16 protein-coding genes are annotated in these 20,896 nt (G+C 69.4%); 10 read left to right on the plus strand and 6 right to left on the minus strand.

The features are described 5' to 3' along the window. Positions 1 to 24: 24 nt before the first annotated feature. The gene (locus B079_RS0129925) at positions 25 to 1,266 is read left to right on the plus strand and encodes an MFS transporter (RefSeq protein ID WP_018549541.1); all 1,242 of its coding nucleotides are present in this window, start codon (positions 25 to 27) and stop codon (positions 1,264 to 1,266) included. On the opposite strand, the gene B079_RS0129930 is transcribed toward B079_RS0129925, so the two are convergent. After that, on the minus strand, positions 1,228 to 1,869 hold the full coding sequence (locus B079_RS0129930) for a TetR/AcrR family transcriptional regulator (RefSeq protein ID WP_026249218.1): 642 nt from the start codon (positions 1,867 to 1,869) through the stop codon (positions 1,228 to 1,230). The two genes, B079_RS0129925 and B079_RS0129930, sit on opposite strands and share 39 nt — an antisense overlap. Before the next feature lie 112 nt (positions 1,870 to 1,981). Between B079_RS0129930 and B079_RS0129935 the strand changes: the two genes are divergently transcribed. From B079_RS0129935 to B079_RS33050, 9 genes are all read left to right on the plus strand, one after another. Then, positions 1,982 to 3,472 carry an MFS transporter gene (locus B079_RS0129935; protein WP_018549543.1) on the plus strand — a complete coding sequence of 497 codons (1,491 nt, stop codon included), beginning with the start codon at positions 1,982 to 1,984 and terminating at the stop codon, positions 3,470 to 3,472. A 375-nt stretch (positions 3,473 to 3,847) separates the two neighbouring features. Next, entirely contained in the window at positions 3,848 to 8,497 is a 4,650-nt protein-coding gene (locus B079_RS33040; protein ID WP_051095377.1) for a non-ribosomal peptide synthetase, read from the plus strand. A 71-nt stretch (positions 8,498 to 8,568) separates the two neighbouring features. Next, entirely contained in the window at positions 8,569 to 9,258 is a 690-nt protein-coding gene (locus B079_RS33045) for a thioesterase II family protein (protein ID WP_267880482.1), read from the plus strand. A 61-nt stretch (positions 9,259 to 9,319) separates the two neighbouring features. After that, on the plus strand, positions 9,320 to 10,372 hold the full coding sequence (locus B079_RS34775) for an LLM class flavin-dependent oxidoreductase (RefSeq protein ID WP_026249219.1): 1,053 nt from the start codon (positions 9,320 to 9,322) through the stop codon (positions 10,370 to 10,372). Between the two features lie 2 nt (positions 10,373 to 10,374). Continuing rightward, complete coding sequence (locus B079_RS0129955; RefSeq protein WP_106432416.1) at positions 10,375 to 12,018, plus strand: (2,3-dihydroxybenzoyl)adenylate synthase; 1,644 nt, start codon at positions 10,375 to 10,377, stop codon at positions 12,016 to 12,018. Continuing rightward, positions 12,018 to 13,280, plus strand: coding sequence for a DegT/DnrJ/EryC1/StrS family aminotransferase (locus B079_RS0129960; protein ID WP_018549547.1), 1,263 nt, complete (start codon positions 12,018 to 12,020; stop codon positions 13,278 to 13,280). The genes B079_RS0129955 and B079_RS0129960 overlap by 1 nt, the downstream gene beginning before the upstream one ends. Continuing rightward, positions 13,280 to 13,468, plus strand: coding sequence for a tautomerase family protein (locus B079_RS0129965; RefSeq protein WP_018549548.1), 189 nt, complete (start codon positions 13,280 to 13,282; stop codon positions 13,466 to 13,468). Before B079_RS0129960 ends, B079_RS0129965 begins: the two co-directional genes overlap by 1 nt. A gap of 12 nt (positions 13,469 to 13,480) precedes the next feature. Further along, positions 13,481 to 13,873 carry a hypothetical protein gene (locus B079_RS0129970; protein WP_018549549.1) on the plus strand — a complete coding sequence of 131 codons (393 nt, stop codon included), beginning with the start codon at positions 13,481 to 13,483 and terminating at the stop codon, positions 13,871 to 13,873. Beyond that, complete coding sequence (locus tag B079_RS33050; RefSeq protein ID WP_018549550.1) at positions 13,870 to 14,385, plus strand: flavin reductase family protein; 516 nt, start codon at positions 13,870 to 13,872, stop codon at positions 14,383 to 14,385. Before B079_RS0129970 ends, B079_RS33050 begins: the two co-directional genes overlap by 4 nt. A gap of 158 nt (positions 14,386 to 14,543) precedes the next feature. Here the strand turns inward: B079_RS33050 and B079_RS0129980 are convergent, their stop codons facing one another. The 5 genes from B079_RS0129980 to B079_RS0130000 form a co-directional block, all read right to left on the minus strand. Beyond that, a complete protein-coding gene (locus tag B079_RS0129980; protein WP_018549551.1) occupies positions 14,544 to 15,266 on the minus strand; it encodes an HAD family hydrolase in 723 nt (240 codons plus the stop codon). 657 nt (positions 15,267 to 15,923) lie between these two features. After that, on the minus strand, positions 15,924 to 18,296 hold the full coding sequence (locus B079_RS33435) for a glycosyl hydrolase family 28-related protein (RefSeq protein ID WP_018549552.1): 2,373 nt from the start codon (positions 18,294 to 18,296) through the stop codon (positions 15,924 to 15,926). Continuing rightward, positions 18,293 to 19,105: an ABC transporter permease gene (locus tag B079_RS33060; RefSeq protein ID WP_158685070.1), complete on the minus strand. Its 813-nt coding sequence runs from the start codon at positions 19,103 to 19,105 to the stop codon at positions 18,293 to 18,295. The genes B079_RS33435 and B079_RS33060 overlap by 4 nt, the downstream gene beginning before the upstream one ends. A gap of 8 nt (positions 19,106 to 19,113) precedes the next feature. Then, a complete protein-coding gene (locus B079_RS0129995) occupies positions 19,114 to 19,887 on the minus strand; it encodes an ABC transporter permease (protein ID WP_018549554.1) in 774 nt (257 codons plus the stop codon). A gap of 2 nt (positions 19,888 to 19,889) precedes the next feature. Continuing rightward, positions 19,890 to 20,816 (minus strand): ABC transporter ATP-binding protein, encoded by a 927-nt coding sequence (locus B079_RS0130000; RefSeq protein ID WP_018549555.1) that lies wholly within the window; start codon positions 20,814 to 20,816, stop codon positions 19,890 to 19,892. Positions 20,817 to 20,896 lie beyond the last annotated feature (80 nt).

Raw genomic sequence — 20,896 nt, forward strand, 5'->3', positions numbered from 1 at the left:
CTTACTTGACTCTGGGGAGGATGGATGACCAGGCGCACCCGGCTGCTGACCCTGATGGCTCTCTACGCCGGCCAATACCTGGCGATGAGCCCTCTGACAGCCCTTCCGGCGATCCTGCGGGCCGAGGGCGCACCGCTCCGAGAGGTCGGTGCCGTATCCCTCGTGAACTTCATGGTCATCGCGAAGGTGTTGTGGGCCCCACTCGTCGACCGCTACGGCCGCCGCCCTCGCGGTCACTACCGCACCTGGTTGGCCGTGACCCAACCGTCGATCGCGGCTCTGCTCCTGGCCCTCGCCGCCGTGGACGTCACCAGGGACTTCGCCCTGCTGATGACGATGGCCTGCCTCCTCGGCGCCCTGATCGGCACCCAGGACATCGCCACCGACGGCCTCGCCGTCCGCCTGATCGACCCCGACGACCGCGGGCGCGCCAACGCCGTACAGGTCGGCGCGGGCTTCGCCGGCGCAGCCGTCGGTGGCGCCGGGCTGCTCGCCGTCGTCGAAGATGCCGGATGGTCGTGGTCGGTCATCGCCCTGGCCTGCGTCTGCCTGCTACCGATGGCCGTGCTGCCCCGCATCACCGAGACCATGGAGCCGCCGTCTCCCCGGGCGCCCGCCACCCGCCCCGGTCGGCGGGCCGTGCGGTCACTGGTGCGCCAGCCGGGGGTCGCCGTATGGGCGGGCGTCCTCGTGCCACTGGTATGGATGGGCATCATGCTGCCACAGTCGCTCATCCCGCCGCTGCTGGTGGACCGGGGCTGGCCGCTCGGCCGCATCGGACTGCTGACCGTCCTGCTCGGTGGGGCGGCCGGGATCGCAGGCGCGTCCGTCACCGGGCGGCTGACCGCCCGACTGGGGCGCGGCCGGGTACTGCTCGCGGGCTGTGGGGTACAACTGGCCGCAACAGCAGTGCTGTTGACGGTGGCCATAGGGGCGAGAGGCGTGGTCGCGGCGGTCGCGGTCGCCGCGCTCGGCCTGGCTCGTGGTGCGCTCAATACCGTGATCTTCACGGTCTTCATGGACTTCTGCCGACCGGCCACCGCGGGTACCGACTTCACCCTCCTGTCGGCCTGGGGCTTCGCCGTCGCCGTGGCAGCGCAGTCCGCCGGGCCGCCGCTCGCCGGGGCCGTCGGCTACGGGGCCGCCGTCATGGTCGCGGGGGTGATGACCGTCGCTGCCCTGGTGTGGGCACGGGCACTGCACGGTCGTGAGGCGTCGGTTTCGCCGTCAGGGAGTGCCGAGCATGCCGTCCAGGACGCGAGGTAAAGCCCAGACCAAATCGTCGCGGGAGGTACTCGCCGCGTGAGGGCCGGGGGCCGGCACGGTGTCCGGCTCCTCGCTCTTGTCGGCACTTTCGAGGCCGGCACCCTCGGAGTGGGTGTGACCCACCGGGTGGACGTTGAGCACGTGACCGAGCAGCAGATGCCACAACACCCGGTACACGCGGGCGAGATCGGCCCGCGATTCCTGCGCGCCCCCCGCCAGCACCCTCAGTGCGTCGAGCGCGCTCTCGGCGAAGGCCGAGGCACCGTCCGCCACATGCTCGCCCTCGGCGATGATCCGAGCCGCCCAGCGATGTTGTGACAGGTAGTCATACGCGTCGAGCCACTGACCGATGACTTGTTCGCGGACATCCGGGCACTCCTTCGGGCCCGGGAGATGGACGGCGACGTCCTCCGCGAGGAGGCGGAGCAGTTCGTCGCGGTCCTCGATGTGGCGGTAGAGGGACGCCTGTCCGGTGCCGAGGCGCTGTGCGACCCGTCGCACGGTCAGCGCGTCCAGCCCCTCATCGTCCGCAATACGCCGCGCCATGGTGACGATGCGTTCACGGGACAGGATGCGCGGTCGGCCAGGAGCACGTGCGTTCACAGGAGCACCCTACCCGTCGCCCTCCCCTGCGGGACTTGTGGCCCAGGGCGAGGGATGCCTATCCTCGTAATTAGCGAACACTGGTCGCAAATTACGAACGCCGAGGTGCCCCTTGACAGCCCCCGCCGCCGCAGCCCCCGCCCGATCAGGGACGAAAGCCCTGCTGGCTCTCATCCTGGCCGTCCTGTCCTACTCGCTCGTGCAGACGATGCTGGTGCCCACGCTGGGCATCCTGCAGACCGAGCTCGACACGAGTGCCGCGGGCGCCTCCTGGGCAGTGCTCAGTTCCACACTGCTGGCGAGTGCGGTCTTCACCCCGCTCATCAGCCGGCTCGGCGACAGTCACGGCAAGCGGCGCGTACTGCTGGCCACGCTGACGCTGCACCTGCTGGGCAACATCGGCGCGGCGGCCGCCTGGAACGTCGACTCGCTCATCGCCTTCCGCGCCGTCCAGGGCGTCAGCCTCGCGCTGCTTCCGCTGTCCCTGGGGCTGATCCGCGAGGCACTCCCCCCGCACCGGGTGGCGTTCGGACTGGGCCTCACCTCGGGTCTGGTGGGCGGCGCAGCCGGCCTCGGCCTGCTGGTCGGCGGCCTGATCGTCGACCACGCTTCATGGCGGTGGCTGTTCGTCGCGGGCGGGGCACTGGTTTTACTGGCCCTGGTCACTGTGGCGCGGTACGTGCCCGAGAGCCGCTTGAGCGCACCGGCGCGGCCAGACCTGACCGGTGCCGTTCTACTGGGCGTGGCCCTGGTCTGTGCGCTACTGGGACTGACCGAGGGGCCGTCCTGGGGCTGGTCCTCCAGCCAGGTGCTCGGGCTCTTCGTCGGCGCCGTGCTGTTCTCCGCGGTGTTCTTGCGGTGGGAGCGCTGGGTGCCGCACCCGCTGATCGACCCGACCCTGCTGCTCGGCCGCCCGATCGCGGGTGCCCACATCGGCGCCTTCCTTCTGGGCGCCACCCAGTTCGTCTTCTACGTCCTGGTACCCAAGCTCGCCGAGCTGCCGACGGGACTGCCGCCGGAAGCGGCGCGTCTCGTCGACTACGGCTTCGGGGCGTCGGTCACAGTGGCCGGCCTGATCCTCATCCCCGGGACACTCCTCGGACTGCCGGCCAGCTCGGCCGTCGGACGAGTGGAGGGCCGACTGGGCCCGCGCGCCCCGCTGATGCTCGGGCTCGCGCTGAGCACTGCGGGCGGGGCGGTCATGGCGCTGTTCCACGCCCGGGAGTGGCAGGCAATGGCGGCGTACGGCGTGATCGGCACCGGGTTCGGGTTCGCCATGGCGGCGCTGCCCAAACTGATCCACGACGCCGCCCCGCCACACGCCATAGCCACAGCCAACGGCATCAACACGGTAGCCCGGACCGTGGGCGGAGCCGTAGGCAGCCAGCTCGCCGCGGCAGTCCTGGCCTCCCACACGATCTCCGGCACCCCACTCCCCGACAACTCGGGCTTCACGCTCGCGTTCTGGATTGCCACCGCCATAGCCGCATCGGGGGCTCTCTATACCCTGATGACCGGCAATCGTTTGACCACCGAAAAAGAAAATGGTCAGCAATCCATCAGGCCACAAAGGGAGGTCGCCGACCAGGTAATGGGGGAATGAAAAAATAGCCGACTGCCGGGTCCACCAACGCTACCGAGTCCGCCAGACAAGTCACCCAAAACGAAGAGATGCCTGACGGGAAGGCACTCAACAGGCAAGTAAGGGTACCCTACCTTGGCATGAGGCGAGTGTAGTGTCAACCACTCAAACGACCCTGCCAAATGGCCGAGAAATGACTCTGCGAACACCGGTCGCAATCCATCATTGATCAACTCTTGCCAGACCCATCAGGCATGTGCTGATACTTGGGCGGCCCGGGAAAGTTTCAACCATGTCGCAATCCCGGGACATCCGAAACGCACAGGAAAACCGTCCTGGCCTGGAGGAGTCTTGCCTGGTTCCGCCCGTCACACCGCACCGTCCGCTGACCTTCCCATGAGCCAGGAGGAGTTACGCCGGCACCTCGCGCGCAGACTCCGGCTGGACCCCGCGGAGATCGGCGACGACGACGATCTCGTCGGCCTCGGCCTGGACTCCGTGACCGCCATGGCGATGGTCGGAGCCTGGCGGGACGCAGGCCTGACGGTCACCTATCGCGAGTTCACCGTCAGCCCGACGGTGTCCGACTGGTGGGCCCTGCTAGCCGACGGCCGGCCCGAGAAGCCACCCGTCGCCGAGGCCGCCGAGACGGTCGCCGCCATCGATCCGGCGGCTCCCTTCCTGCTGACGCCCGTCCAGTACGCGTACTGGATCGGGCGGAACGAGGGGCAGGTGCTCGGCGGGGTCGCCTGCCACGGGTATTTCGAGTTCGATGGGCCCGGCGCCGACCCTGCCCGTCTGGAGGACGCCGTCCACCGGCTGACCGAGCGCCACGGGATGCTCCGGGCGGTGATACGGGATGACGGCCGCCAGCAGATCACGGCCCGCTCTCCGTGGCCCGGTCTCATCTATCACGACCTGCGGTCGCTGAGCACGGAAGCCGTGGAGAAGCGACTGCGGGCCATCCGGGACGAGTTGTCCCACCGGCTGCTCGACATCCGGACCGGTGAGGTCTTCGACATCCAGCTGTCCCTGCTGCCCGGCGGCGGTGCCCGGCTGCACCTCAACGTCGACCTGATCATCGCCGACGTCATGAGTATCCAAGTGCTCCTCGCGGACCTCGCAGCCCTGTACCGGGGCGTCGACCTCCCGCCACTCACGCTGAGCTTCGCCGAGTACCTGGCCGACCGCACGAACCGCCGCCGTGCGGAGCGGGAGCAGGCGCGGGCCCACTGGCGGGAGCGCTCCGAGCGGCTGACCGTCGGCGGCCCGCGCCTGCCGCTCGCCACCGACCCGGCCCGGGTGGCGCGGCCGCGCTTCCGGCGCCGCTCCCACTTGCTGGAACAGGCCCGCTTCGACCAGCTCAAGGAACGGGCCCGTGCCCACCGCGTGACCCCCTCGATGGTGCTGGCGACGGCATTCGCGGAGGCCCTCGGCCAGTGGAGCGAGAACCGGCGATTCCTGCTCAGCGTCCCGCTGTTCGACCGACAAGCGGGCGACCCCGACACCGAGCGGATGATCGCCGACTTCACCAACCTGATCCTGCTCGAGGTGGAGACCGGCGGCACCGCGCCCTTCGTGGACCGGGTGCGCGCGCTCCAGGACCGCTTCCAGCAGGACGTGTCGTACGCCGCCTACTCCGCGGTCGAGGTGCTGCGCGATCTCGCCCGGGGCCGGACGGACGGCCCGGTCTCCGCTCCCGTCGTCTTCGCCAGCAGCATCGGCGAACTCTTCGTGGACGACGACTTCCGCGGCCTCTTCGGCGAGATGAGCTGGATGCTCTCGCAGACCCCGCAGGTGTGGCTGGACCACCAGCTCTATGAGACCACCGACGGACTGCTGCTCACCTGGGACACCGTGGACGCCCTGTTCCCCGACGGCCTGGTGGACGCGATGTTCGCCGCCTACACGGACCTGGTCCAGCGCCTGGCGGAGGACGAACGGGCATGGACCGGCCCCGTCGCGCGGGCGCTGCCACCCGCCCAGGCCGCCCGCCGCGCGAAGATCAACGCCACCACCGCACCCGTACCGGAGGGGCTGTTGCACGACGGCGTGATCACCCAGGCCCGGCGCACCCCCGACCGCACCGCTGTCGTCGCCGCAGACCGCAGCCTCACCTACGGCGAACTCCTCGGCCGCGCCGAGGCCGTCGCCGAACTGCTGCGGGAGCGAGGTCGATGTACCACCGGGGAGATCGTGGCCGTCGCGATGCCCAAGGGCTGGCAGCAGATCGTCGGCGTGATCGGCGCCCTCTTAGCGGGCTGCGCCTACCTCCCGCTCGACACCGCCCAGCCGACCGCGCGCAGGGACCGGATCCTGGCGGACGCCGGCGTCCGTCAGGTCCTGGTGTGTGAGAGTGGCCCCGGCCCGGCCGACTGGCCCGAGCAGGTCCGCGTCGACGCGGTCGACGGTCTCACCTCCGCCGCCACACCGTCGTACGGCGAACGGCCGCGGCCCGAGGACCTGGCGTACGTCATCTACACTTCCGGCTCGTCCGGCACGCCCAAGGGCGTCATGATCAGCCACCGCAGTGCGCTCAACACGGTCGTCGACATCAACACTCGGCACGGCGTGGACGAGGACGACCGGATCCTCGGTCTGGCCGGCCTCGGCTTCGACCTCTCCGTCTACGACGTCTTCGGCCCCCTGGCCCGGGGCGGTGCCCTGGTACTACCCGATCCGGACCGGCGCGGCGACCCCTCCCACTGGGCGGCGCTGATCCACGAGCACCGCGTCACGCTGTGGAACTCCGTCCCTGCGCAGCTGCAGATGCTCGACGACTGTCTTGGCCCCACCGCCGAGTGGGACCTGTCCCGGCTGCGGCTGGCTCTGATCAGCGGCGATTGGATCCCGGTCACGCTGCCCGACTCGATCCGCAGCAAGCTGCCGGGACTGTGTGTGATCAGCCTGGGCGGTGCCACCGAGGCGGCGATCTGGTCCATCCACTTCCCCATCGACACCGTCGACGAGGAGTGGACCAGCATCCCGTACGGCACCCCGCTGGCCAACCAGACCTTCCACGTCCTGGACGCCGAGGACCCCGCGCTGCCCCCGCGTCCCGACTGGGTCACCGGCGAGCTGTATATCGGGGGCATCGGGCTCGCCCTGGGATATCTCGGCGACCCGGAGCGCACAGCCGAGCGGTTCGTCCACCACCCGGTCACGGGCGAACGGCTCTACCGCACCGGCGATCTGGGACGCTACCGCCCCGACGGCGTCATCGAGTTCCTCGGCCGGGCGGACTCCCAGGTCAAGGTGCTCGGGCACCGCATCGAGCCGGGCGAGATCGAGTCGACCCTGGAACGGCATCCCTCGGTCGGGGTCGCCTGCGTGCTGGCCGACGGCGGCCGTACGGACCGCCGCCTGGTCGCCTTCGTGACCGGTCGCCACCGCACCCCGGCCGCCGGCTCCGCAGCGGAGTTGGCGGCAGCCTCCGACGCCGCCGGGCGCTCCGCCGCGAAGGCCCCGGACGCGGCCCGGATGCGCGCCTTCCACGCCGCGCTCGACGAGGCCGTGCTGCTCACCGTCGGCCATGCGCTGCGGGAGGCCCTTGCCGAAGGGCGTACCGCAGACGAGATGCTGCGGCTGATGCGGGCCGTGCCCCGGCACCGCTGGATCGTGCACCGCTGGCTCGGCCTGCTGCACGAGGCGGGCCAAGTGACCCACGATCCCATGACCGGCATGTACACCGCCGTCCCCGGGGCGCTGCCGGACAGCCGGTCCGAGGTCGACGCGGCCTGGCGGCGGGTGCGTGAGCTGCACGCCTACGGCCACGACCAGTGGTCGCCGGAGGCGGTCGCTCTGTTCGAACGCAGCGGAGCCCGCCTGCCCGAGCTGGTCAGCGGCGCCCAGGACGAGGTCCACTTGTTGTTCCCCGAGGGCCGGGCGGACACCGCCGTGTCACTCTTCACCGACAGCCTGATCGCGCGCTACACCAATGCCGCCACCGCCGGAGCCCTGCGGGAGATCGCACTGAGTCACAGTCCGGACCACGGCCCGCTGCGGGTGCTGGAGGTGGGAGCAGGCGTCGGCGGCACCAGCGCGGCAGCCTTCGAGGCCCTGGCCGACCAGGACGTGGAGTACCTGTTCACGGATGTGTCGCCGTTCTTCCTCAACGGAGCACAGGAACGTTTCGCCGACGTCCCCTTCGTGGACTACGGCCTGTTCGACATGAACGCCGACCCGCGCTCCCAGGGTCTGGCCCCGAACTCCTTCGACGTGATCGTCGCCGCGAACGTCCTGCACAACGCGCGGAACGCGGCTACAATGCTCGGCCGGCTGCGGGAGCTGCTCACCCCCGGCGGGTGGCTGCTGTTCACCGAGCCGACGCGGGAGAGCGCAGAACTCATGATCTTCATGGCCTTTCTGATGGACGTGGGTGAGACGGGCGTCGACTTCACGGACGTGCGACGCGGCCAGGACCGGATGCTGCTCGACCGGGAGGAGTGGACCCAGTTACTGCAGCGGGCGGGCGCCACCGAGCTGTGGCACCTGCCGCAGGATCCCGGCCCGGATGCCGATCGGCTCCCGCCGTCCCTCGGACAGGTGCTGCTCGCCGCCCGTTTCAAGGCCGATCAGACCCGGGTGAGCCCCGACGCCCTCGGCACGTACCTGGCCGACCAGCTGCCGGCGCACATGGTGCCCTCCCGCACCCACGTGCTCGACGCCCTGCCGCTGACCGCCAACGGCAAGGTGGACCGGGGGGCGCTGGCCGCCTGGCTGCGGGCTGCCCCGGATCCGGCCGCCACCCGCAAGAAGGCGCTCCCGCCGCGGGACGCGCTGGAGGACGCGATCGCCGGCCTATGGGCCGAAGTACTGGGGGCCGGTGAGCAGGTCGGCGTCGACCAGGACTTCTTCGCGGTCGGCGGCGATTCCCTGCTGGCCGCCCAGCTGATCGGCAACGTCCGTGAACAGGTGCCCGGGGCGGCCGGGCACGGCTTCGAGGTCCTGTTGAGGTGCCTGATCGAGTACCGGTCGATCGAGGCTCTCGCCGCAGCCGTACGACAACCTCCGGTCTCGGCGTCCGGTGCGGAGCCGGGCCGGTGAATGCCGTCCCGTCGCGTCGGTCCGGCCTGTTGCAGCGTCACACTTCCGGGCCCCGAGGCCGGACCCGGCTGGTGTGCCTGCCGCACGCCGGAGCCGTACCCGGCATGTTCGTACCCTGGGCCGACAATCTGGGCCCGGACGTGGACCTCGTCTCGGCGCGGTACAGCACGCCCGATGATGTCCCCGGCAGCGTGGCAGACCTCGCCGATCGCATCGCAGGAGAGCTGGAGCGCCTGCCCCGACGTCCCACCACGCTGTTCGGCCACAGCATGGGCGGCATCGTCGCCTACGAGGTGGCCCGCCGCTGCTCGGCCCGAGCCGGCCTGGTCCGCCTGGTTGTGTCGGGGACGGTATCTCCCACCGCGCACCTGCCGGGCGGCACCCACCTGCTCGACGACGCCGCGTTCGTTGCGGAGGTGCTCGCCCTCGGCGGCACCGCCCCGGAGCTGTTCGCGGACCCCGCCTCCCGCGCCGTATGGCTGCCGCCGATCCGTCAGGACTTCCGACTGATCGACACCTACCGGCACCGGTCCGGACCACCGCTCTCGTGCCCGGTCACCACGATGGCCGGGCAGCACGACCACGAGGCACCGCCGGACCTCATGCGGCCCTGGCGGGACATCACGTCCGCCGACTTCGATCTGAGGGTCTTTCCCGGCGGCCACTTCTATCTGCTGGACGCTCGGCACGCGGTCGTCGCCGAACTGCGGCGCCGACTGGAGCGACCGAGCGCCATGCCGTCCTCGCTCGCGCTGCCCTGACCGACGGCACGCCACTGGACGCGCCGATCCCCCACACACGCACACCCGCAAGGAGTTGCCCATGCAGTTTGGCCTGAACTTCTTCCCCGTCATCGCCCCAGCTCGCAAGAGCGCCCCGCAGTATTACCGGGAAACAATCCAACTGGCCGTGCTCGGCGAGTCATTGGGCTTCGAACACGTACAAACGGTGGAGCACTACGGCTCACCGTACGGCGGCTACTGTCCCGACCCGGTCACCCTGCTCACCGCCATCGCTGCCAGGACCAGCACGATCCGCATCACCACCGGCGCCGTCATCGCCGCCCTCAACCACCCGCTGAAGACGGCGGCCAAACTGGCCATGCTCGACAACCTTTCGGGGGGACGACTCGACGCCGGCTTCGGCCGGGGATTCCTGCCCGACGAGTTCGAATGGTTCCAGGTGCCCATGGCCGAGAGCCGGGCCAGGTTCGCCGAGATGGTCGACGCGTGCGTCGCCCTGTGGTCCGAGGAAAGCGTCACATGGACCGGGGAATTCTACCGGTTCGGCCCGGTCTCCCTGCTGCCCCGCCCCGTGCAGCGACCGCACCCGCCGGTGTTCGTCGCCTCCGCGACCAGCGCCGAGTCCTGCGCGGCCGCCGGCAAGGCCGGCCACCACCTCCAGGTCGTGCCGTCCGTCACCTCGCGCGAGCAACTGCGGGAAATGCTGGCGGCCTACCGCGAGGCATGGACGGCGAGCGCCCACCCCGGCCGTCCGCGCATCCAGATCAAGTACACCTGCTACCTCTCCGAGGACCGGGCCGAGGCGCTCGACGCGGCCGAGCGGTTCGAGCGCAATTACGTCGAGCACATGGCGGGCGCGGTGGCCGGCTGGGCGGGAGCCCGCAGCGACCAGTACCCCGGCTACGAGAAGTTCGTCGAGAAGGTCCGCGACTACGATTTCGCGGCCTCTCTGGCCGCCACGAAGGTGCTGGCCGGCACCCCGGCCGAGGTTCGCGACCAGCTCGCGGCCATCACAGAGTGGTACGGCGACGACCTGACTGTCAGCATCCAGGTCAGCCCCGGCCACATGCCCTACGAACAGAGCGAACGCGCCCTGCGGCTGTTCGCCGACCACGTGATGGCGGAGGTGTGACCGTGCTCGACGGATGCGTTGCCAGGCCGCAGGCGGAGATCGCCCGCTACCGCGCCGCCGGTTACTGGACCGGCGAGCCGCTCGGCACCGCGCTGCGGCGCTGGGCCACCACTCACCGGGACCGCACCGCCCTGGTCGGGGAGGGACGACGCATCTCGTACGCCGAACTCGACGCCTGGGCCGACCGGTTGGCGGCCGGGCTGCGCGGGATCGGCGTCGGCCCCGGCGACCGGGTGGTCGTCCAACTGCCCAATGCCCCCGACTTCGTGGCCGTCTGCTTCGGCCTCTTCCGGGTCGGCGCGGTGCCCGTGTTCTCGCTTCCCGCCCACCGGTCGTACGAGGTGCGTCACCTGTGCGAGCTGTCCGGGGCGGTCGCCCATGTCGTACCCGGGTCGAAGCGGGGTTTCGACCACGTGGAGATGTCCGTGGCCCTGCGCAAGGAGGTGCCGTCCCTCCGGCACACGCTGATGGTGGGCGAACCACGGCCCGGGACGCCGGAGAACGTCATCCTGTTGGACGACCTCACCGGGGCTCCCGGAGAAGCGTACGCGCCGGACTCCACGGACGCGGCGTTCTTCCTGCTCTCCGGCGGTACGACGGCCCTTCCCAAGCTGATCCCGCGGACGCACGACGACTACGGCTACCAGATCCGCGCCACCGCCGAGGTGTGCGGCCTGGGACCGGAGACCGTGTATCTGGCGGTTCTGCCGGTGGAGTTCAACTTCACCTGGGGGTGTCCCGGCATCCTCGGCACCCTGGGCGCCGGAGGCACTGTGGTGTTCGCTCCCGACCCGAGCCCCGGCACCTGCTTCCCCCTGATCGCCGCAGAAAGGGTCACCCTGACCTCCGTGGTGCCCACCATCGCGCACCTATGGATGGGCGGGAACGAGCACACCCGGCATGACCTGTCGAGCCTGGAGTGCCTCCAGATCGGCAGCGCCAAGCTGCACCGGCACGTCGCGGAACAGGTACGTCCGGTGCTCGGATGCGCGCTCCAGCAGGTCTTCGGGATGGCCGAGGGGCTACTGACCATGACCCGGCGCGACGACCCGGACGACGTCGTCCTAGCCACCCAGGGCCGGCCAGTCTCGCCGGTCGACGAGATACGCGTGGTCGATCCGGTGACGGGGGCTGAGACGGCGCCCGGCAGGGTGGGCGAACTCGTCACGCGCGGTCCCTACACGCTGCGCGGCTACTACCGGGCAGCGGAGCACAATCGAACCGCGTTCACCGACGACGGCTTCTTCCGCTCTGGTGACCTGGTCCGGCTCACCCCGCGAGGCGATCTGGTGGTCGAGGGCCGGGTGAAGGATGTAGTGATCCGGGGCGGCGACAAGGTGTCCGCGACTGAACTCGAAGGCCACCTGACCCGGCACCCCCGTGTCGCTCAGGCAGCCGTCGTGGCCGTTCCCGACCCGGCGTTGGGCGAGGCGATCTGCGCGTGCGTCATGCCCGACGGCGATCCACCGGGCATGCCGGAGCTGCGGCGCATACTGCGGGAGAGGGGCGTGGCCGACTTCAAACTCCCCGATCTGCTGGAGATCTACGACGCCTTCCCGCTCACCGGTCTGGGAAAGGTCGACAAGAAGGCACTCGCGGCCGACGCCGCCGACCGGCGGGCGGCGCGCGGCGAGGAGGACCACTGATGCGCGGCGACCGTGTATACGACGTGCCCTTCGCGCGCCGGGGAAGCGTATTGGACGACACCGAGTTCCAGGCGCTGACCGAGGTGCTCCACTCCGATGCCCCGCTGTCCATGGGAGAGTGGCGCACCGCGTTCGAGGAGGAGTTCCGCACCCTTGTCGGCGCCCGGCACGCCCTGTCGGTGACAAGCGGGACCGTCGCCCTGGAGATCGCGATCGCGCTGCTCGACCTGCGTCCCGGTGACGAGGTCGTGGCCAGCCCGCAGACCTTCCCGGCGACGATCCAGCCACTGCTCGACCTCGATGTTCGGGTGCGGTTCTGCGATGTCGACCCGTACTCGCTCAACATGGACCCGAACCGGCTGGCCGACCTGCTCACCGAGCGGACCCGTGCCGTCCTCCTGGTCCACTACGGGGGCTGGCCCGCCGAGATGGAGGCTGTGATGGACCTGGCGCGTGCCCGGGGCATCGTGGTCCTGGAGGACTGCGCGCACGCCCTCGGTGCCGAGTACCGGGGACGCCGGCCAGGAGCCTTGGCCGACATCGCCTGTTTCAGTTTCCACTCCTCCAAGAACATCACCACCCTCGGCGAGGGCGGCATGATCACCACCGACCGAGACGACTGGGCGAAGCGCATTGAGCGCCGCCGCTCCAACCAAGTCGATGGCGTGTTCACCAAGTCCCCCGCCCCGCCCGGTGACGTTCCCGCGCTGCTGCCATGGATGCAGTACTCCGCCTACATCTATCGGGAGTCGTGCGAGTCGGTGCGCAGGTCGGGCACCAACGCCACCCTGTCCGAGGCGGCCGCCGCCGTCGGCTCTGCCCAGCTGGCCAAGCTGGACGCCTTCGTCGCCCGCCGTCGGCAGATAGCCGCCCAGCTCGACAAGGTGGCGTCGGCTCATCCCGGGGTCCGCGTCCAGCGGCCCGGCAGCGACATCGGGCACGCCTACCACCTCTACACCTGTTTCGTGCGAGGCGCCCCCGAGGCACGCACCCAGCTGGTACGGGCCCTGGATGAGCGAGGCGTGGAGATCCAGCTCCGGTACTTCCCGCTCCACCTCGTCCCGGAGTGGCGGGCCAGGGGCCACGGCCTCGGGGAGTGCCCCACCGCCGAGCGGCTGTGGTTCACGGAACAGCTGAATCTCCCTTGCCATCCGGGGTTGACACCCCATCAAGTCGACTATCTCGTCGGGGCGTTCTCCGACAGCCTGGACGAGGTCATGCCCGTCGACGCCGTGTCCCTACCGCAAGGAGGCCGTTTCTGATGCCCTTGATCGAAGTCAAGCTGTACGAGAAGCGGGTCACGCACGAAACGCACAGGCTACTGATCGAGCGACTGACCGACGCCGCGGCGGAAGTGCTGGGGGAGCAAGTACGGGAGCACACCTGGGTCGTGCTGCATCCGGTGCCCGAGACGCACTGGGGAATCGCCGGCAAGCCGGGCGGCGACTGAGAGGCGGCTCGCATGAAGACCCGATTCGACGACTGGCCCGTCGTGACCCTCGTCGCCGAGGGGGAGCCCCCGGGCGCGGTCCGTGACGCCGTACTAGGCCTGCTCCACTCAGCGCTGGAACGGGGGCAGCCGTTCGCGGCCGTCCTCGACCTAACGGCAACGGAAGCTGCGAAGGAGGCCGACCACGCCCCCCGGACCGCGGAACACGCAAAAGCGGTCAAGGAGATACGGCCGGCCCTGGCGAACCGGTGCCGCGGCCTGGCATTCGTCGGGGGCGAGCGGGCTCCCGCCCCGGAAGCGGGGCTCCGGTTCTGGGGCTGTCCTGTGGTGCAGTCGACGGACTTCGAGGAGGCTGCATCCTGGGCCCGGGAGAGCTTGGCAGCCGCGGACCGGGAGAACATGTGAGGTCAGCGGCGCGCGCCTGCACGGAGATCGACAGGGCCCAGCTGCGCAGAGCCCTGTCAGCAGTTCCGACCTGTGTGACCGTGGTCTCCGCAGCCGACGGTGAGGTGCCGTTCGGCCTGGTCGCGGGGTCGTTCGTCTCGATATCCCTGGAGCCACCGCTGGTGGGCTTCTTCGTGGCCACCTCCTCCACCAGCTGGCCGAACATGGCGCGGGCGGGTCGCTTCGCGGTCAACGTCCTGGCGGCCGGCCAGGACAGCCTGTGCGCCCGGTTCGCGCGCTCGGGAGGGGACAAGTTCACCGGAGTGCGGTGGATCCGCTCCGCCCTCGGCAACCCGTTGCTGCCCGGAGCGGTGCTCTGGATCGACTGCTGGCTGTGGGAGACCAGGGTGCTCGGCGACCACCTCCTGGTGGTGGGCCGGGTCGTCACCTTTGAGGAACCTGGCTCGACGACGGGCGTGCCGCTGGTCTTTCACAGCAATGACCTTCGCGCTCTTCCACCCGAATGGGCCTAGACGAGAAGCCCCAGACCAGTGATCTGGGGCTTCTCCCTGGAGCGGGTGATGAGAATCGAACTCTCGCTCTCGGCTTGGGGATCTGAGCTTCACCTCGTCGATCTCGCCGCACTCCGGGTGAACGGCCGCCACGCGGGACCAGGCGATCCTCCACGTCCTTACCGTGGCCGGGCTGTACGCGTGGTGCACCTCGTAATCAGTGCGAGCAGGTGCTGGGTGTCAGTGAGATCCGGCATGACGTGGCGGGCTCCGGCGGCTACGAGCTCCTGGGAGCTGGTGGTTCCGGAGGCCACCGCGATGACGGTGGCGCCCCCTTCCCGCCCTGTGCGGATGTCTTCCAGTGAGTCACCAATGATCACCGTCGTATCGCGGGTGAAGTCGCCGTGGTAGCGAGTACCAGCTCGCTCTTGCGCCACGCGCACGAGAGCGGGGCGGTGAGCGTCGTCGGACGCGTATCCGCCACAGGCAAGATCGAGGTGCTTGTCCAGGCCCAGCGCCTTGAGCTTGATCTCGGCGCTGCCTTGCAGATTGCCGGTGACCACGGTCGGTACAGTCTCCGGGTCTCGGGCGACGGCAGCGAGTGCTGCGGGAGCACCGGGCATCACCCGGCCCTTGCGGACGAGGTCGTCGTGGTGACGGTCGAGCTGGGTCGGCATACGCGCGACGATCCGCTGGGCGAACTCCTCGACCCGCTCGGGCTCCACCGCGTTGGCGCGCAGGAGTTCTCGCACGGCCATCGGCATGGTCACGCCCGTTCCGCGCGCGGGAAGGCGCTCGGCGGGTCGGCCGACCACTTCCTCGAACAGCTCCCGGTAGACCTGCCGGTCGGTATCCCCGGTATATAGCAGGGTGCGGTCGATGTCCCACAGTACGAGGATCATGCGGCGGCTCGCTCCTTCAGGACGGTGCGCCCGCGGTCGAGGAGACCCCTGACCCGTTGGTGAGGTGGCGTAGGTGCTGGCTTCGCTCAGCATATTCTGAAGGTGGTCGTCGAAGGGGGCGGAGCAGACACCGTCGACCAGGTGGGAACCTCGTGGGCGGTGGTGCAGCTGGCGTCGGCATCCCCAGCGCGCATCTGCGCCATGGCGGCGCGCGTGCGGCGCAGACCGCACGGTCCGGTTACCGAGATCGAGGTAGCAGCTACCGATTTGCCTGAGGAACTCACCTGGGTTGATCCAGTACAGCCCGTGCGGGTCATCCTCTCCCGGGCGGGCTTGGCGGGTGAGGAGCAGGGGTGGAGGGCAAGGAAGCCCAAGGCGCCGACGCGTAGACGAGAGTCGCCGGAGGCGTGGGCTGCCCGCAGAGCGCCGAGAAAGAGGCGCTGGGCGGCATCGTGGTTGCCGCTGTCGAAGGTGTACCAGCGGCGCGAACCAGCACGAAGGTCGTTGCGATCGGCGACCACCTCCGTCCGTATCCCTGGCCGACAGACCGGCCGAGGGCTGCGTCCTGTCCGTTCCGGCACTCGGAGTTGCTACCGCACGCTCCGGGCTGACGGAGCCTCATCGTGGACGTCGTCGTGGTCTGCGCGGAATCCGCCGTCAGTCATCCGCCGCGTACACCTCGAAGGCGGAGAGGGCTGCCCCGGCCCACGCCGTGTTGTGGGTGACCTGTAAACGGACGAACCGGGCCGTGTGAGCGAGCGGGAGAACGACGGTATTGCGCAGCTCCGGAGCGAATCGGCAGGCTACGGCGGGGGTGGCGGGTACGAGATCGTCCTCCGTGAGCCCGATGTGGACGGCCAGCGTCTCGGTGCGTTCGTCCCAGCTCCGCGGAGTCCGCAGGACGATGCGCGCGAGAGGCACAGGCTCGCCGAGGTCCACCTGGAGCCACTGCGGAAACCCCATGCCGTCGCTCTGCCACCACGTCCTCTCGGTACCGTCGACGGTGGATTCGGGCGGAAAGCCCCCCATCGCCGTACTTGCCCTGACGCGCCGCCCGAGAGCTCTGTCCCCGGTGGGGTCGAAGCCGACGCCGGTCAGGTCGACGTGGAGCGGACTGCGAGGTGCGTTCGAGTGCACGGTGAGTACCCCGGTACGCCGGCCGGTACGCGAGGGGGTGAATCCCACGGTGAGCACGGCACTCGCTCCGGGCGCGACCATGTCCCGAGTGGGCGACGCTGCGGTGAAGTCACCGGTGAGTTCGACGCGTTGGACGATGACCTGCCGAGGACCGGGATTGTGGAGTTCCAGGCGTTGAGGAGCGCCGGAGGTGAACGGCATGGTTGCTTCGAAGTCGAGGCGGGTGACCGACGCGTGGAGGGCACCGTCCGGTGGCAGTTCGGGCAGCTCTGCGTCCCAGCCCTCGTTGCCCGTGCCGCGCAGGAGATCGAATCCCGGAGCGGCGCGGTGTATCCCGGTCACGCCGAGCCGTACGGCGCTGACCCGGGCGAAACGGGCGGAGCCGGTCGCCTCCAGATGGACCGCGCAGGTGCCCGCGCCCTCGATGGTCATCCCGTCCACGGCCACGCCGTCGATCCGGCCACCACTCAACTGCACGGCCGCATAGGGGCTATTGGTCAGGATGTTCCCGCTGATCGTCACGTCAGCCGTCATGGGGGCGTCGTCGGCCAGTAGCCACAAGGCGCCCACTCCCGCGCGGTATCGAGGGTGATAGGAGCCTGTCCGGATCAGGAAGTTTCCTTCGACGAGGGTTTTCCCCGCGAGGGGAACGGCGCCGTAGCGGTTGGCGATGTGGATCCCGCCGCCCTCGGCGACCGAGTCGGCCAGCAGGTTTCCCGTGATCCGGTTGTCGTGACCGCCGTAGACGGCGATGTGATTGGCCAGTATCGGCAGCACGATGGTGTTCGCGTGCACCGTGTTGTGGTGAGTGGCCATCCCGTCTGACCACAGGGCGATGGCGTCGTCGCCGGTGTTGCGTATGTGGCAGCCGGTGATAGTGACGTCCGAGACCCCGCGGTGCAGATTGATGCCGTCCGCAGTGGTGTTCATGATCCGAACATTCCGGATGGTCAGATCCTCGAAAGGCCCGTCCAACCACATGCCGCACTTGGTGTGGGCGATCCACACATCCTCGATGGTGGAACCACCGCCCAACGCGCCTCCGATGCCGTTGTGTTGCGCCGCATCGTCGCGCTCGGTGACATTGCCGAAGATCGCGAGTCCGGACACGTGCACGCCGGTGCTGGGGCTGGGCGCCGAGTGCCCGTACAGACCGACCCCGGCACCGCGCAGTTCGGTGTACCAAGGGCCGGCACCGCGGATCGTGACCCGGTCCAGGAGGATGTGGTCGGTCACCGTATAGACGCCCCGGGGCAGCCAGACGGTGCGCTCGGTCCCGGTGGCTGTCTCGACAGCGGTCCGGATGGCCGAGGTCGAATCGGCGGTACCCGTCGGGTCCGCACCGAAGTCGAGCACCGACAGGGCGTCCTGCGGCGGCGATACGGGTCCGCCGGTCTCCTCGAAGCAGGCGATGTCGACGGTGACCGGCACTTCCGCCTCGGCCACGGGCCGCAGGGTGATGCGTGTGCCCGGCGGGCATCTCCGGCCGAGGAGTACGTGCACGTCGTCGTAGAGATGGTGTGCCCGGCCGGCTGCCGGGTCGTTGGTGAACGGATATCCGCCGTAATACCAGGAGAAGCGGGAACTCAGGGTCAGCCGATGGCATTCCTCTCCGTCGATGTACAGGACCAACCGCTCGATGCGTCCGCCGCCCGTGGGGGCGTCGGGGAGCGAATAGCGCAGGGTCAGCGCGTCGGCGGGAGCCACCAGGTGGAATTCGAGGTACTCCTCGGGGCCGGAGAGCCGTACGACGGCTCGGGCCACCGATTCCTCGACCAGGCGGGCATCTGGTCCGGAAGCGTCGACGCGTGTGCCGTTGGTCCGGGCGTCCGCGGCCCGGTACAGGTCCGGGCCCTTTTCCGCTCCCGCGGTGCGGGCGGGGTTGGCGGTCATGCGCGCAGGATCCTCTCCACTCGGTGGCCGGCGAGGAGCAGCCCGGCCGCCATCAGGACGAGCAGATAGACAATGGGGCGTGCCGTGGCCCAGCCGACGGTGTCGAGCGCCAGGCTCCGGACCAGATCGACGGCCTGGGCCAGGGGCGTGCACTGAGCGAGGAGGCCGAGCGTCGCGGGGTAGCCCTCGGTCGGCGTGAACGTGCCGGAGAAGACGAACATGCTGAAGGTCACCAGGTTGACTCGGTCGAAGTCGTAGGTGCCTCGTAGGAACGTGGACAGGGCAAGACCCATGGCCGAGAACGCGGCGCTCACCAGGAGAGCAGCGATGAACAGCGTCGGCAGGCGCGCGGGTTGGACCAGGTCGAGAGCGCACATGAAGGCCAGGAACGACACGGCGTGCACGGCACTCGTGGCGACGTTCCACAGCATCTCGCTGCAGACGATCGCGAGTGACGAGACAGGAGTGCAGGCCGTGGCGTCGTGGATCTTCGTCATTCTGAGCCTGGTGAAGAAGGTGAACGTCGACTCCGACACGGCACCGTTCATGAGAGAGGACGCGAGCATCGCCGGAGCCACGAACGTGGCGTAGCTGACCTCGTGGCCGTAGACGGTCAGATCGCCGACCAGGGTGCCGACGCCGAGGCCGATCGCGCCGAGGAAGAAGACGGGCTCGAAGAGTCCGGACAGCAGGACCCACAGGTATGACGCATGGCGGGCCGCCTCGACGTTGCGCAGGAACACCGCCCAGACATGGGCCGCCCGGACGGTTTCCGTCCGACCGGGCGCCGCGGCCGTGGATACAGGCACAGACCCTCCTAGTCCGAGAAGCGTCGAGAGAAGGCGCGACGGGCGAGAGCGAGTCCGGCGACGGCCCAGACAGCCAGACAGAGCAGGTCCACGGCCGCGTCCCGGGCGGTACCGGAGCCGAGCAGCAGCATGCGGGACAGGTCGGCGGCGTGCGTCAGGGGCAGGGCCAGTACCACGGCATGGGGCAGGGCTGGCAGGACGTCGAGCGGGAAGTAGACACCGCTGAACATGGCCATGGGAACGATGCCGATACGGAAGAGGACGTCGAACATCCCGGCGCTCCGCACAGTGGCGCTGAACGCCATGACCGGAGCGGCGATCGAGACGGCGAACATCGGCAGAAGCGGGACGACTGCCAAGGCGGTCCACCGGTGTCCGATGCCGAAGAGCTCGATGACGATCAGGAAGCTGAGTCCGCCGAGGGTCGCACGCCCGACGACCGCGGCCAGATGCCCCGTCATGATGTCTGTCGGCCTGGCCGGTGTGAGCCGCATGGCGTGATAGATACGACCCCACTCGAAGCCGCCGAAGACTGCCCAGGCGGACTCGGCGGCACTGATCTGGACGACGGATGTGGCCAGAAGTCCGGCACCGACGAAGGCGAAGTAGGAGACGCCGGGTTGAGGCTCGTCACCGACGTACCGACCCACCGACCAACCGATGCCGGTGAGCAGGCACAGCGGCAGCAGGAACGAATTGAACACCGAGTCGAGCCAGGTACGGCGGTAGGTGGTGAGCAGATGGGCGGTGACGGCGACAACTCGGGAATCGGTCAGGGCCACGGTCAGTCCACCAGGGTTCGGCCGGTCAGGTGCAGGAAGACGTCTTCGAGTCCGCCGCGGCGGACCAGGACGCTGCGGACCTCGATGCCGTTCCGGTGGACGGCGGAGGCCGCGGCCTCACCGTCGTCGGCGTAGATCAGCGCTCGGTCGGGCAGCGTTTCGACCCGGAGTCCCAATCGGTTCAGTTCGTCCATGGGCGCGTCGGCCTGCCGAAGGCGCAGTTCGACGACCTCTTTGGTGCAGTGCTGAGCGATCAGTCCGCTGGGTGTACCGGTTGCGACGATCCGGCCGCTGTCGACGACGACCAGCCAGTCGCACAGCTGCTCCGCCTCGTCCATGTAGTGCGTGGTGAGTATCTGGGTGATGCCCCGTCGGCGGAGCCGGTCCAGGCGTTCCCAGAGGAGATGACGGGCCTGGGGGTCGAGTCCTGTGGTGGGCTCGTCCAGGAGAATCAGCTCAGGATCGTTGATCATCGCGCGGGCGATGCTCAGACGCCGTTTCATGCCGCCGGACAGCGAATCGACGCGATGGCCGGCCCGGTCCTCGAGATGGACGAACGCCAGCAGTTCGGCGGCGCGTGCGGCCGCTGTCGCACGCGAGATCCTGAAGTAGCGCGCGAAGACGGTGAGGTTCTGCAGCAGACTCAGTTCGGGGTCGAGTGTGTCCTGTTGGGGACAGACTCCGATCCTCGCGCGTATCGCGGGTCCGTTGGCGACCGCGTCCATGCCGAATATGCGCAGCGTGCCCTCCGTCGGCTTGGAGATACAGCTGATCATGCGCATCGTGGAGGACTTTCCCGCTCCGTTCGGTCCGAGCAGGCCGAAGACCTGGCCCGGCCGGACCTCGAACTCGACGCCGCCCAGTGCGGTGAAGTCCCCATAACGCTTCACCAGTGCCTCGGCGTGGACGAGCGGTTCTTGGGCCGGCATGTGTCGTGGTTCCTTCCACTGTCTTCGTGGCTGTGAGCTGTGCCCTGTCCGGTCTCGGACCGACGACAGGACACGTCCGC

Origin of the sequence: Streptomyces sp. LaPpAH-108 (genome assembly GCF_000373625.1) — a bacterium.
Lineage (GTDB): Bacteria > Actinomycetota > Actinomycetes > Streptomycetales > Streptomycetaceae > Streptomyces.

What these genes read in the sequence shown, in the direction of transcription:
- B079_RS33435 (WP_018549552.1), bottom strand. Translation starts at nt 18,296, where the DNA reads ATGACCGCCAACCCCGCCCGCACCGCGGGAGCGGAAAAGGGCCCGGAC.
- B079_RS0129965 (WP_018549548.1), top strand. Translation starts at nt 13,280, where the DNA reads ATGCCCTTGATCGAAGTCAAGCTGTACGAGAAGCGGGTCACGCACGAA.
- B079_RS33040 (WP_051095377.1), top strand. Translation starts at nt 3,848, where the DNA reads ATGAGCCAGGAGGAGTTACGCCGGCACCTCGCGCGCAGACTCCGGCTG.
- B079_RS34775 (WP_026249219.1), top strand. Translation starts at nt 9,320, where the DNA reads ATGCAGTTTGGCCTGAACTTCTTCCCCGTCATCGCCCCAGCTCGCAAG.
- B079_RS0129980 (WP_018549551.1), bottom strand. Translation starts at nt 15,266, where the DNA reads ATGATCCTCGTACTGTGGGACATCGACCGCACCCTGCTATATACCGGG.
- B079_RS0130000 (WP_018549555.1), bottom strand. Translation starts at nt 20,816, where the DNA reads ATGCCGGCCCAAGAACCGCTCGTCCACGCCGAGGCACTGGTGAAGCGT.
- B079_RS0129925 (WP_018549541.1), top strand. Translation starts at nt 25, where the DNA reads ATGACCAGGCGCACCCGGCTGCTGACCCTGATGGCTCTCTACGCCGGC.
- B079_RS0129960 (WP_018549547.1), top strand. Translation starts at nt 12,018, where the DNA reads ATGCGCGGCGACCGTGTATACGACGTGCCCTTCGCGCGCCGGGGAAGC.
- B079_RS0129970 (WP_018549549.1), top strand. Translation starts at nt 13,481, where the DNA reads ATGAAGACCCGATTCGACGACTGGCCCGTCGTGACCCTCGTCGCCGAG.